This window comes from Acinetobacter sp. 1294596, from assembly GCF_000582925.1.
GTDB classification, from domain to species: domain Bacteria; phylum Pseudomonadota; class Gammaproteobacteria; order Pseudomonadales; family Moraxellaceae; genus Acinetobacter; species Acinetobacter radioresistens.
In genome coordinates this window covers 50,460-63,686 of record NZ_JFCC01000008.1, presented here as the reverse complement: position 1 = coordinate 63,686, position 13,227 = coordinate 50,460, and the positions used below count along the sequence as shown (strand labels likewise).

At 41.6% G+C, this 13,227-nt stretch carries 12 protein-coding genes; 6 read left to right on the top strand and 6 right to left on the bottom strand.

All coding sequences use genetic code 11. The annotated features are described in order from the left end of the window. The first annotated feature begins 4 nt into the window (after positions 1-4). Positions 5-442, top strand: coding sequence for a YbjQ family protein (locus J502_RS05255; RefSeq protein ID WP_034683369.1), 438 nt, complete (start codon positions 5-7; stop codon positions 440-442). Between the two features lie 69 nt (positions 443-511). Here the strand turns inward: J502_RS05255 and J502_RS05250 are convergent, their stop codons facing one another. Next, positions 512-1,315 (bottom strand): SDR family oxidoreductase, encoded by an 804-nt coding sequence (locus J502_RS05250; RefSeq protein ID WP_005015888.1) that lies wholly within the window; start codon positions 1,313-1,315, stop codon positions 512-514. A gap of 41 nt (positions 1,316-1,356) precedes the next feature. Further along, positions 1,357-2,034 (bottom strand): hypothetical protein, encoded by a 678-nt coding sequence (locus tag J502_RS05245; RefSeq protein ID WP_005015890.1) that lies wholly within the window; start codon positions 2,032-2,034, stop codon positions 1,357-1,359. 199 nt (positions 2,035-2,233) lie between these two features. Here J502_RS05245 and J502_RS05240 point away from each other — a divergent pair, with 199 nt between their 5' ends. Further along, on the top strand, positions 2,234-5,125 hold the full coding sequence (locus J502_RS05240; RefSeq protein WP_005015891.1) for a valine--tRNA ligase: 2,892 nt from the start codon (positions 2,234-2,236) through the stop codon (positions 5,123-5,125). Positions 5,126-5,183: 58 nt separating this feature from the next. Here J502_RS05240 and J502_RS05235 read toward each other — a convergent pair whose 3' ends face one another. The 4 genes from J502_RS05235 to J502_RS05220 all read right to left on the bottom strand — a co-directional run bounded on the left by J502_RS05235 (position 5,184) and on the right by J502_RS05220 (position 9,367). Continuing rightward, on the bottom strand, positions 5,184-6,077 hold the full coding sequence (locus tag J502_RS05235) for an S-4TM family putative pore-forming effector (protein ID WP_005015894.1): 894 nt from the start codon (positions 6,075-6,077) through the stop codon (positions 5,184-5,186). A gap of 5 nt (positions 6,078-6,082) precedes the next feature. Next, a complete protein-coding gene (locus J502_RS05230) occupies positions 6,083-7,090 on the bottom strand; it encodes an SMODS domain-containing nucleotidyltransferase (protein ID WP_034683368.1) in 1,008 nt (335 codons plus the stop codon). A 280-nt stretch (positions 7,091-7,370) separates the two neighbouring features. Continuing rightward, complete coding sequence (locus J502_RS05225) at positions 7,371-8,399, bottom strand: coiled-coil domain-containing protein (RefSeq protein ID WP_034683367.1); 1,029 nt, start codon at positions 8,397-8,399, stop codon at positions 7,371-7,373. Between the two features lie 62 nt (positions 8,400-8,461). Then, positions 8,462-9,367, bottom strand: a complete 906-nt coding sequence (locus tag J502_RS05220) for an AEC family transporter (protein WP_010700121.1) — start codon at positions 9,365-9,367, stop codon at positions 8,462-8,464. 502 nt (positions 9,368-9,869) lie between these two features. Between J502_RS05220 and J502_RS05215 the strand changes: the two genes are divergently transcribed. From J502_RS05215 to J502_RS05200, 4 genes are all read left to right on the top strand, one after another. Continuing rightward, positions 9,870-10,832 carry a transporter substrate-binding domain-containing protein gene (locus J502_RS05215; RefSeq protein WP_034683366.1) on the top strand — a complete coding sequence of 321 codons (963 nt, stop codon included), beginning with the start codon at positions 9,870-9,872 and terminating at the stop codon, positions 10,830-10,832. A 65-nt stretch (positions 10,833-10,897) separates the two neighbouring features. After that, positions 10,898-11,641, top strand: a complete 744-nt coding sequence (locus tag J502_RS05210; RefSeq protein WP_034683365.1) for an amino acid ABC transporter permease — start codon at positions 10,898-10,900, stop codon at positions 11,639-11,641. Between the two features lies 1 nt (position 11,642). Further along, entirely contained in the window at positions 11,643-12,326 is a 684-nt protein-coding gene (locus J502_RS05205) for an ABC transporter permease subunit (protein ID WP_005015907.1), read from the top strand. A gap of 14 nt (positions 12,327-12,340) precedes the next feature. Further along, positions 12,341-13,066 (top strand): amino acid ABC transporter ATP-binding protein, encoded by a 726-nt coding sequence (locus tag J502_RS05200; protein WP_171053876.1) that lies wholly within the window; start codon positions 12,341-12,343, stop codon positions 13,064-13,066. The last annotated feature ends 161 nt before the right edge of the window (positions 13,067-13,227 follow it).

The following is a 13,227-nucleotide window of genomic DNA, read 5'->3' as shown; positions in this document are numbered from 1 at the left end:
GGTTATGGACGCTTTGATTTTTAAGATCGGAATTTTTATAGTGCTGTTCATGGTTGGCTGGGCATTTGGGCGCCATGTCGAATACAAACATCTGCGTGAACTCGAAGAAAAAGAAAATATGCTGGCACATATTACTGTTGATAATCAGCGCTTTCATACCACCTTGAATACCGGACAGCTCGTCTCGAGCAATGTAGTCATCTCACACGACTATTTTAAATATGTGATTGCCAATATTCAGAATTTTTTTGGTGGCCGGCTCACTGCTTATGAAAGTATTGTAGAAAGAGCTCGGCGTGAGGCAATTATACGTTTAAAGCAAGAAGCTCAGCGTACAGGAGCAACCCATATCATGGGTTTACGCCTGAGTACCACTGAACTCGGAATGCAGGGTGGCATGGTTGAAGTATTTGCCTACGGCACAGCAATTAAAACCACATAAATCATTTTTAGCAGGGGGACTGAACAGGGTTTGCAGTTCTCTCCCAGCCCTCCAAAAAAGAAGCACAGGTCACTTTACTTTCATTTTACGGATCATTTTATATAGCAGCTTGGGTGATAGGCGAGATACCAGTACGCCCAGCTTTTCCTTGTGGCCTCCTACGACAATATATTCTTCCCCGGCCAATAAGGCCTCAACCGTAATTTTGGCAAACTGTTGTGGTTCCAGACCATTTTCTATGGCTTCATCTTGATGACCTTGTGGCTTGCCTTCTCCATTTAAGGCATTAAATGACACATTGGTTTTCACAAAACCGGGGAAAATTACAGAAACGCCTATACCCTCCTGAGCAACTTCAGCACGCAGACTATTGGCCCACATATGGATTGCTCCCTTGGCCGCCGAATAGGACGCGCGATACTGAGTACCCAGTAGTCCTGCTACACTTGAGACAAAGGCAATCTGTCCAGACTTCTGCTGGATAAAAGTGGGCAAGACTGTTTTGGTCAGAAATACCTGTGAGAAATAATCGACTTCCATGATGGCACGTTCGGTCTGCATAGTGGTATCCTGAATCAAGGCACGCTGGCTGAGGCCTGCATTATTGATGAGCCAGTCAATGCGGCCTTTAGCGGCCAATACCTGATCATAAGCATGACGTACCTGTCTTTCATCTGTTATATCCATAGGAACAACCAGATGATCTTGTGCATTGGGCAAAGCCAGACGAACTTTTTCCAGCTCATCATAACGGCGCGCGCTCAGGACCAGCTTTGCTCCTAAAGCTGCACATTCTTGTGCCAGCGCCTTACCCAGACCTGAAGATGCGCCAGTGATCCAGACGATTTTATTGTTTAATTGCGGACTTGCCATTTTTCTCTGCCTTTTATTGCTGGTCAGTTAACAACTTTTTATTAGGCTTTTTGCATAAAGTCCATGAAATGTTCAATATATGCATTGGCCTGTTCCTTTTGGAGCTGAGTCCCAATTTTTTCCAGACGTTTATAGCCTAAATGGGTAGTCATATGAATTACGCCACTTAAGGTCTTGTCAATAAATACATTAAATTTAAGCTGCTTCTTCGGTTCACGGATCAGGCAGGTCACGCCAAGATCAATAATATGAATAAGCAAGGCAAAAGCTCGTGGCACTGCACTCAGCTGGCCTGCACGAATCTGTTCAACGGTCTCCAGTACATCCTGCATGAGCTGCATATGTACGTCATAGCGGATCCAGATTTGCCGGTCATGTTCACAGATCAGTCCTGCAAAATAGTTGACCAGTGGCAGCAGGCGCTCATTACTAAAAAATGAAATCGCCCAAGGCAGGTATTTACGTAAAGTTTCCAGTATTTGCCTGACCACCTGCCGGTTTTCTTTAATTTCTTTTGTATCCTCAGCGTTTATGCTATTGGCCTGCTTTAAAATCAGTTCACTAAAGGCCTGCTCAATAATTTCACAGGCAATTTCGCTGAGTACCCCACCCAGCATTTCAGCCTGACTTGCTTTTACCCCGGCATTTAACTGCATGCGAATAACTTCAAAACGGCTGTAAGAGGATTCACTCAATTTGAGAAATACAGCATAGCTCATGAAGGTTGTTTCCTTATTTTTCACTACTTATATTTTCTATCTGAATGCTTAAAGGCCTCGATACGGCCTTAAAGCAGCTTAAATCTACCGTGTTTCAGCATAAATACAAAATTATTTGTCGGGTTTTACTGCATTAAAAACAGATATTTTTTTGCTACAATGAGTACAATTTTTTATTGGCTTTTGATCTCTTAAAACTATGACCGATTCAGCTCAGAATATTGCAACAACCTACGATCCAACCGAGATCGAGAAAAAATGGTACCAGACCTGGGAAGAGCGTGGCTATTTCAAGCCATCTGAAAAAGGTGAGTCATTCTGTATTATGATTCCGCCGCCAAATGTCACTGGTAGCTTGCACATGGGTCATGGTTTTAATAATGCCATTATGGATGCCCTGACTCGCTATAACCGTATGTCAGGTAAAAATACGCTTTGGCAGCCAGGTACGGACCATGCTGGTATCGCAACCCAAATGGTGGTTGAGCGCCAGCTGGCAGCACAAAATATTAGCCGTCATGACCTGGGCCGTGACAAGTTCATCGAGAAAGTCTGGGAATGGAAAGAACAGTCTGGTGGCAATATTACCCGTCAGATCCGTCGTCTGGGTTCTTCGGTGGACTGGTCACGTGAACGCTTTACCATGGATGACGGTTTATCCAATGCAGTTAAAGAAGTCTTCGTAAAACTGCATGAAGAAGGCCTGATCTACCGTGGTAAACGTCTGGTGAACTGGGACCCGAAACTGCAAACGGCCCTGTCTGATCTTGAAGTTGAATCGGTTGAGGAAAAAGGTTCTCTCTGGCACTTTAAATATTTCTTTGAAGATAAAACGCTGCGTACCCAAGACGGCCATGATTACCTAGTGGTCGCCACCACACGTCCAGAAACCCTACTGGGTGATACGGCAGTTGCTGTACATCCTGAAGATGAACGCTATGCGCACCTGATTGGTAAAAATATCGTATTACCGATTACTGGCCGTTTAGTACCTGTGGTTGCCGATGAATATGTAGAAAAAGATTTTGGGACCGGCTGCGTAAAAATCACCCCTGCACATGACTTCAATGACTATGAAGTAGGCAAGCGCTGCGAACTGCCCATTATCAATATCTTCAACAAAAATGCAGAAGTACTGGCTGAGTTTGAATATATTGCCAAAGCTGGGGAACAAATTTCTAAAACCATCCCTGCCCCAGCAGATTATATTGGTCTAGAGCGTTTTGAAGCACGTAAGAAACTGGTTGCACACGCCGAAGCCGAAGGCTGGTTAGACCAGATTCAGCCTTATGACCTCAAAGCACCACGTGGTGACCGTTCAGGCGTTATTGTTGAGCCATTGCTGACTGACCAATGGTATGTAAAAATTGCCCCTCTTGCGAAGCCGGCCATCGAAGCAGTGCAAGACGGTCGGATCAAGTTTGTTCCTGAGCAGTACAGCAATATGTACATGGCGTGGATGAACAACATTCAAGACTGGTGTATCTCGCGTCAACTGTGGTGGGGTCACCGTATTCCGGCCTGGTACGATGCTGAAGGCAATGTCTATGTGGGCCGTGATGAAGCAGAAGTTCGAGCAAAAAACAATATCCCTGCCGATGTTCAGTTAGACCAAGACGAAGATGTACTGGATACCTGGTTCTCATCTGGTCTTTGGACATTCTCGACTTTAGGCTGGACTGGCGATGAAGCCAAAGATAAAGCCAACTATTTCTTAAATACTTTCCACCCGACTGATGTACTGGTGACAGGTTTCGACATCATCTTCTTCTGGGTTGCCCGCATGATCATGCTGACCATGCACTTCATGAAAAATGAAGATGGTACGCCTCAGGTGCCGTTCAAAACTGTGTATGTACATGGTCTGGTACGTGATGGCGAAGGTCAGAAGATGTCTAAATCTAAGGGTAACGTACTTGACCCATTAGACTTGATTGACGGTGTGGATCTTGAAACTTTGGTACAAAAACGTACTACAGGTTTGATGAACCCGAAACAAGCGGCGAAGATTGAAAAATCGACGCGTAAAGAATTCCCCGAAGGTATTCAAGCTTACGGTACTGACGCAGTTCGTTTCACATTCTGTGCGCTTGCCAACACCGGACGTGACATCAAGTTCGACATGAAGCGTGTTGAAGGCTACCGTAACTTTGCCAACAAGATCTGGAACGCAACGCGTTTCGTGATGATGAATGTCGAAGGTCAAACCATTGGTTCAGAAGCACGTCAAGACCTTTGGGAATTGCCTGAACAGTGGATCGTAAGCCGTCTGCAAAAAGCGGAACAAGCAGTGCAAACAGCATTTGCAACCTACCGTTTAGACTTGGCTGCGCAAGCGATTTACGAGTTCATTTGGAACGAATACTGCGACTGGTATGTAGAGTTAACTAAACCAGTATTGAACGATGCGAACGTATCTGATGAGCGTAAAGCTGAAGTTCGTCGTGTTCTTCTTGCGGTGATGGAAGCGTCTTTACGTCTTGCACATCCGTTAATGCCGTATTTGACAGAAGAAATCTGGCAAACGCTTGCACCGAAACTTAACATTTCGGGCGAAACGATTATGCTTGCACAGTACCCTGTTGCTGACCAAGCACTTATCAATGACCAAGCTGAAGCAGATATGCAATGGCTTCAAGGTTTGATTGGTGCGGTTCGTAACATCCGTGGTGAGATGGGTTTAGGGAATGCGCGTTTGTTGCCTGTTCTTCTGCAAAATACTACTGATGCTGAAAAAGCACGTATTGACCGTATTGAGCCGTTGTTTAAAGCATTGGCAAAAGTTGAGAGCATTACATTCTTAACTGATGACGAACAACCACCATTGTCTTCTTCATCTGTAGTCGGTCATGTATCTGTATTCGTTCCAATGAAGGGCTTAATTGATCCTAAAGCGGAATTGGGTCGTCTACAAAAAGACTTAGACAAGGTTCAAAAGCAACATGACCAAATTGCAACTAAACTTGCAAACGAAGGTTTTGTAGCGAAAGCACCTGCTGCTGTGGTTGAAGGCGAGAAAGTGAAACTTGCTGAATTTGCTGATCAGTTAGCGAAGATTAAAGCGAATATGGAGCAGATTGCGGCGCTTTAATTTATTGCTAAATTATTAAAAATAAAGCTAAAATCCCCTCATAGTTGAGGGGATTTTTTTAGTTAAATAAGTCTCTAATAATACGTCTAGAACTAGATTCAAGCTTAAATTTTTTCATCCGATCATAATAATTTGGAACTGATACACCGTGCTGCCGATACTCAAATATCTCTTCTTGGATATCTTTTAACATGTTATTAATACACTTAGGGTCATCTGAATCCACTATATGCTTTTGTAAAGCACTAAATTTCTTATTAGCATTTTCTAACAATACAATGGTCTTATAATTACTTAAAATATTTTCTCCTAAGAAAAAATACAACGATAATAATATTACAAAGATTTCATAAATTTTCTTCCACATTGGATATTCACTGTAAGTGATAAACATGAATATACTTAATGCAATAAAAATTAGTAAGCTTATAAAAATCAATACATTAAAAAGTATGTAATCTTTACGCACTGAATCCGTCCAAAATAGATTCTGTTTTTGAGCCGCCAATATATCTTTCGGGTAAGTTAAATTTTGAATTTCATCGTTATACCAATTGCGAAGCTTTTCGATATTTTCATCTTTTTTATGCTTGCAATATAGGTGCTCTATTTCAGTTTTATCTTGTTTAATTTTCCATTCAAAGGATAAGTCAAAAATATTAGTGTCAAATTTTTGCTGTATATTTGCACCCAAAATTTGGTATTGAGAAGATTTTTTCATCAAAAAACCTCCCATTACTAAAACAAATAGATCTATCAAGAAACGTAAAACAGAATATTGATCTGTTGCATCAATATAAGAATTAAGAACTAAGAAGCTTATTAAAAATGGCACAAAGACCAAAATTCGATAACCTGATCGATATAACTTAGCCTCATTATAACTTTGTCTCTGAGCAGCTAATAATCTTAGATTTTCTTCTAAATTCTGCTTATATAAGATATTAGACATCTAACTCACCCATAAGCAGGAAAAAATGAACCCAATACGTTTTCCCAATACTCGAAAGCTTTCTCTTTTTCCCCAATATCTTCATAGTAATTACCATTCTGAATATTCTCTAGGTCATTACTAGTGCGTACATAAATTTTATTTTGAAGATCTCTATCCAAGCGATTGATATTACCTTCAATACCTTTGGGATCGGTCACATCATAATAGATATTATCTTTTATGTAATTCAGACATTGTTGTACTTCAACTTGCAACGTTCCACATGGTTGCCAAATATTAGATCTATTCTTATAAAAATTTAGAAGCATAACTTCTAGTAAATAAGATGAGTGGATCGAAGTCTTTCTATCTATCTTATTCCAATATTTGATTAAGCGAATAATTTCTAAAATTTGCCCATTGTATTTTTGATTCACTTCTGTTGCTAGAGTTTGATCCTTTCTTGGATCCGTTTGCATCCAATAATTTCCATTACCACTTGGGATTAAATAGACTCCACTTTGAGTATAAAAACATGGAACTAAATCGAAGTTCCATTCATTACTGGTCATTTGAAATGTGACTGCCTGCTGACGTCTATTTAATTGAGGATTTTGATAGCCACTCATATTACTTAGCATCCTTTTAAATCTATTAAGAACTTTAATAGGACTCAAAGTATCGTCATCATTCAAAAGTTGTGACCAAATGCCTTTGTCCGATGGATTACTAATCGAAATAATGGCTTCATCATAATTACTAGCTTCATTCCATACGAATTTTCCACCATTCAAACCAATCATTTGATCAATATCATCAAGTGGCTTCACTTTAGTTCTTCTAGAAAAAGAGCCAAATGGCAAATTGTAGGTTTCAGCAAAATCTAACTTTTCTGCACTATTTGCATTTAATAACTTTATTTGTGCAAGCAAATGATCTCGACTTCTTCTGCCAGCATCAGTGCGACTTTTCAATAAATTAACTTTATCTTGTACTAATTCATTAAGCGCACCATTAATCGTTCTAGCCATTTTTATATCTCTTATTCCTGCGTACATTTTTTATAAATGGGCTTAATACATTTTTTCAACAATAAATCATCATTTTTTTACAATATTCACTATACCACTGTTTTTTATAAAATTTAATATATTCTACAGAAAGAGAACGTAATTTAATTTTATTCCTGCATAGCTTTCACAATGGATGTTCCCTATCCTGAGCAAGCTTTAAAGTAATGCTTTAAAACGAAGCGCAAGTAATGAGTATCCTCAAAATATATTCTGAGTGCGCAAGAGAGGGAGAAACGCATTAAAGCACTCCATTCTCCATCAACATCTCTACCCCACTCATCTTCTTCATATACTTCAACCGTTCCTTTTCCCCTTTTAACTGCTTTTTCATTGCTGAAGTATCCGCATCTACCTGCTTATATAAATCTGTAATTTTCACTTTGCCTATATATGCTTTTTTATTCCAGCTCAATGATTGAATAATTTCTTCTATCTGATCATCCAACTTTTGACTTTGCAGATCTAAGGCCAATTGGTAAAACTTCATTTGTTCCGCACTTAGACCCTTTTGTGAAGTACTCCGATTCTGCTCAATCTGGATTTGCAGTTTCAGTAAATAAAACAAATCCTGCGCTGCATAAGCCTCATTCGCTCGCTGCAGTAACTCAGTCTTTTCAACTTTTTTGCTTTCATCCGGTTCACGGTCTGGGTGAATAGTTGCAGCAATTTTTAAGTACACTGTTTTTAAAGACTGCTCGGCCAGCTTTGTAGCCTGCTCCAGTTTTTCCTGCTGGCGTTTAAGCTTGGCTTGCTCTCGTGTCTGGCTGTACTTTTCGCTATCCCATTCTTCAAAATCTTCAGATGCTATCTGTTCCGAATTATTTTCTTCATCAAAAAATAGCTCTATTTCCTCTGCACTTTGCTTTCTATTTTTTCTGGCTTGCGTATGTTCAATATGCTGTTGATAGTAATTATAAATGTCGTCAATAATCTCGGTTTGCTGCCTTGATAAAGATTGAGAGTTTTTTAAGTAAGCTGCAAGATACTGAATTTTAACATCCAGTTGCGTTGCCTCTGCCTTGGAGAATTCTGCCTCATGCAAATGTTTCCATAGCTGTTCCAATTGTTGAAACAGCACTGCATGCAACTCTTGATAGACCGGCATTAAAGTCTGACGGGTATATTGCTGAATCTGTTCCTGCGCCTGCTGCCACTGCTTCAGTTCAAGCTGTTGCTGCTCAATTTTATCAATTAGCCGGTTCAGCTTTCTCTGCTGCGGTGAAAGCCCGACATCGGGCTGAAGCGTGTTTTTTAATTCAAGTGCCATATGAATAATGCAGCAAAAGAAAAATTATACCTGATTTAAAGTCCATCATCTGATCCTTTACTTTACATCACCCAAGCAATTACAAGCGGCAACGTTATGGCAGCGCATAAGGTCTGTAAACTGATAACAGCTGCCATAAGCTGACTATCACCCTTTAACACTTTAGTCAGAATATAAGCTGCCGAGGCTGTCGGTAATGCGAAAAAAATCACCAGAATCTGCGTTTGTAACACAGGAAGCTGCATCCACCAGCAAATTCCTATAGCCAACGCCGGCATTACCAGCAAACGGGCAAAAGTATCCAGCATTAAGGTAAGAATATCTTTTTTCATTTCCATAAACTGTAAGGCTGCACCGACACAGAGCAGGCCCAGTGGCAGGCTTGCAGCAGAAAACAGTTTGATCAGGTTAAATACTCCTTCCCAGACAGGAATCTTTAATACATTTACGATCGCCCCTACCAGACAAGACATGATCAAGGGATTCTTCAACAGAGAAATAATGACAGGTCGTAAGCTCATCTGCTCGCTAGACGTCAGTGACAGCACAGAAATGATATTAACCAGTGGTATACAGACTGCCAGCAGAACCGCCAGTATGGCCATACCTTCCTGTTTAAACAGTGCTGCCACCAGTGCCAGCCCGATGTAAGTATTAAAACGGACAATACTTTGTGTATGTACGCCAAAGCGGGCAGGCTGAATGTGTTTTATATAGCGCAGCAGGTACAAGACAATCGTGGCAGTCAGCACTGTAATAAACATTGCCGCCAGCAGCATTTTCAGACTGTCAAATTCAATTTTTGCAGTCGCTAAAGTGTGAAACAGCAGCGCCGGAAACAAGATATAGTAATTCAGCTTTTCAGCGCCTGACCAGAATTCGGTACTTAAAAAATGATATCTTTTAAACAGGTAGCCCGTAGCAATCAATGCAACCAACGGAACAAGGGCCAGAATTATATGTGTCATGTGAAATACTATATGCTGGGGCCGCATTAAAAAATATCAAATTAATTTTTGATCCAAGCAGCAAAAATAAATAATGTTTTAAACAACATATAAGCTCTGCAAAGGATACACAATCTGTATTTCTAGCTCTAAGTGAAAAAACAGTTTTTTATTTTTCCTGCTTCATAAAAACAAGCCAGTCTCATCATGAGAGAAATGGAGTATAAAGTTGAAATACTATACACGATCAAGCTCCTCCTACAGCCGTCAGTTGTAAGTAAAACTAATCATCCACCCCCCTTTAAAATGATGCTTTTTTCATCATAATTTCTTTTATTTACAAACACTTGGATAAAAGTCCCTACAACTTCAGTCGTGGATATCTTCCACACCGATTATTAACATGCTAAAAGATAAGTTGAAAGATGTATAAAAATATTTAATCGTTTAAAACAGGTAAACATTCAGGTGTTTATCTTGGGCAGGAACCGCAAGCTCACAACAATAGAAAAGGAGTTTTACCATGTCAAATAAAGTACGTGCAGCCTCAGTGCTGTGCCTGAGTACATTGATGCTCGGCCTTGTGGCCTGTAGTAACAATAATAATGCTCCTGCTAGTGAAAATAATGCTGCATCGGGGAATGCTGCAAATACAGGTTCAGCAGGTTCGGGGACATTGGAGAAAATCCGTCAGTCTGGCACTGTAGTACTGGGACACCGTGATTCATCTATTCCATTTTCTTATATTGCAGATAATCCAAACCAGCCGGTGGGTTATGCTCATGACTTGCAAATGAAGGTCGTAGAAGCTCTTAAGCAGAAACTGAACAAACCGGATCTGAAAGTGCGTTATAACCTGGTGACCAGCCAGAACCGTATTCCTTTGGTTTCAAATGGTACCGTCGATCTGGAGTGCGGCTCAACCACCAACAATAAGGAACGTCAGCAACAGGTCGACTTTTCAGTTGGTTTCTTCCAGGTCGGTTCTCGTCTGCTTACAGCGAAAGACTCAGGTATTAAGGATTTTTCTGACTTAAAAGGCAAAAAGGTCGTAACCACCGCCGGCACAACTTCTGAACGTTATATCCGTCAGCATGCACAGGAACTGGGGATTGGTGAAGTTATTTCTGCCAAAGACCATGCTGATTCATTCTTGATGCTGCAAAATGGCCGTGCGGCAGCCTTTATGATGGATGATATTCTGCTGGCTGGTGAAAAGTCTAAAGCCAAAGAACCAGACAAGTGGGTGATTGTGGGTACACCACCGATTCAGGAAGTTTATGGCTGTATGCTGCGTAAAGGTGATAAAGAATTTAAACAAGTAGTTGATAACGCAATCAAGGCCACTTATGCCTCTGGTGAAATCAACGATATGTATAAAAAGTGGTTCCAGCAGCCAATTCCACCAAAAAATATTAACCTGAACTTCCCAATGTCGGAACAAGTAAAAGCCCTGATCAGCAATCCGCATGACCGGGATCAGTAAGTCCTGATTTTAGACAGTCATCGTCAGGCCAGGTATCTTCTGGCCTGCTTCTGTCAGGAGTTTTCATGAATTATAGCTGGAATTGGTCAGTACTGTTTCAGTCGACTGGTGTAGGTGACAGCACTTATCTGCAATGGGTATTAATCGGTCTGGGCTGGTTACTGGTCATTGCGCTGGTGGCCTGGAGTATTGCCATGGTGCTGGGGAGCATCCTGGGAATTATGCGCACCCTACCCAGTAAGACTGCACGTACTATCGGCACTGCTTATGTAACACTTTTTCGTAATGTTCCCTTATTGATCCAACTGTTTATCTGGTTCTATGTAGTTCCGAACTTTTTACCTGGTCCGGTCAAGGACTGGTGGATGAACGACTTAAGCTCAAATGCCAGTGCACTCATCTCGGCCAGTGTCGGATTGGGCCTGTTTACTGCCGCACGTGTCTGTGAACAGGTACGTACCGGTATTGAGGCATTGCCACGTGGCCAGATCAATGCAGGTTACGCCATGGGCTTTAGTACAGCACAGTTATACCGCTATGTCATTTTGCCGCAGTCATTCCGGACGATTTTGCCGCCGCTCAGTTCCGAGCTGACCAACTGTGTTAAAAACACTTCAGTCGCTTCACTGGTCGGGGTAGCGGAAATCATTTCACAGATGAAAACCATTAGTGAATATACCCAAAATACTATTGAAATTTATACCTTTGTGACCCTGATCTTTATTGTGATCAATGTCTGCTTCATTTTACTGATGACCCTGTTGGAACACCGTTTACGTGTACCGGGCCTGATTGCAGGAGGCAAATAATATGGAATGGCTCACTTCGTTTCTACAGGATTTACAGGCTTCTGGTCCGGCACTCTGGTACGGCATGACCATCACCCTGAAAGTTGTCTGTATTGCCACCCTTGGCGGAATTCTGATTGGTACCCTGCTGGCCCTGATGCGCCTGTCTTCTTTTAGAATACTTAATCTGGTGGCACAGGCGTATGTAAATCTGTTCCGTTCCATTCCCCTGCTGCTGGTGCTGATGTGGTTCTACTTTGCAGTTCCATTCATTTACACCACAATAACCGGACGTTTCCTGACTATAGATACTGCTCTGGTTTCCAGTATTGTGGCCTTCATGCTGTTTGAAGCAGCCTATTTCTCGGAAATTGTACGTGCAGGCATACAGTCAATTCCACGCGGCCAAAGTGCTGCGGCTTATGCTCTGGGAATGACATATAGCCAGAACATGCGGCTGGTTGTTTTGCCTCAGGCCTTTCGCAAAATGACTCCATTACTGCTACAGCAGACTATTATCCTGTTTCAGGATTCAACCATGGTTTATGCCATTGGCCTGCTGGATTTCTTCCGCAGCAATTATGTCCGCGGTGACCTGATGTCACTGCTCACTCAATACATCCTGTTTGCCGGTCTGGTCTATTTCACCATTAGTGCACTGGCAACATATACCGTAAGAAGATTACAGAAAAGGTTACATGTATGAATGATCAAAAGATCATGATTGATATGCACAATGTCAGCAAGTGGTATGGCAAGTTTCAGGTACTCACAGACTGTACCACCCAGATTCGTCAAGGTGAAGTGGTAGTAGTCTGTGGCCCATCAGGTTCCGGGAAATCTACTTTAATCAAAACAGTCAATGGCCTGGAAACCATCCAGCAGGGACAGATTCTGGTTGATGGTATTGCGATTAATGACCCCAAAACCGATCTGAACAAATTGCGTAGCCGGGTTGGTATGGTATTTCAGCATTTTGAACTGTTTCCTCACCTCAGCATTACTGAGAATCTGACTATTGCCCAGATTAAGGTATTGGGTCGCAGTGAAGCTGAGGCCAAGAAAAAAGGCCTGGCATATCTGGACCGCGTCGGTTTAAGTACTCAGGCAAACAAGTACCCGGCCGAGCTTTCCGGTGGCCAGCAGCAACGTGTGGCAATTGCCCGTGCTTTAAGCATGGATCCTATTGCCATGCTATTTGATGAACCCACCTCTGCTCTTGATCCGGAAATGATTAATGAAGTACTGGACGTAATGGTTGAACTGGCTAAAGAAGGCATGACCATGATGTGTGTAACTCATGAAATGGGTTTTGCCCGTCAGGTCGCAGACCGGATTATTTTCATGGATCAGGGTAAAATCGTGGAAGACTGTAGCAAGCAGGAGTTTTTCACAACGCCTCGGGGTGAACGTGCTCAGCAGTTCCTGAACAAGATTCTGCATTAAAAAAATTGATGAGAACAAGCAGATCATATGATCTGCTTTTTTGTAGTGTTTAAGATTAAAACCAGGTTTACAGTTAGTTTTGTTAAATTTTCAACCTGATTCTCTACTGTTTATCTTTAGCTTAAAAATGCACTTTTTCATAGCACAAATTCATAACCAGC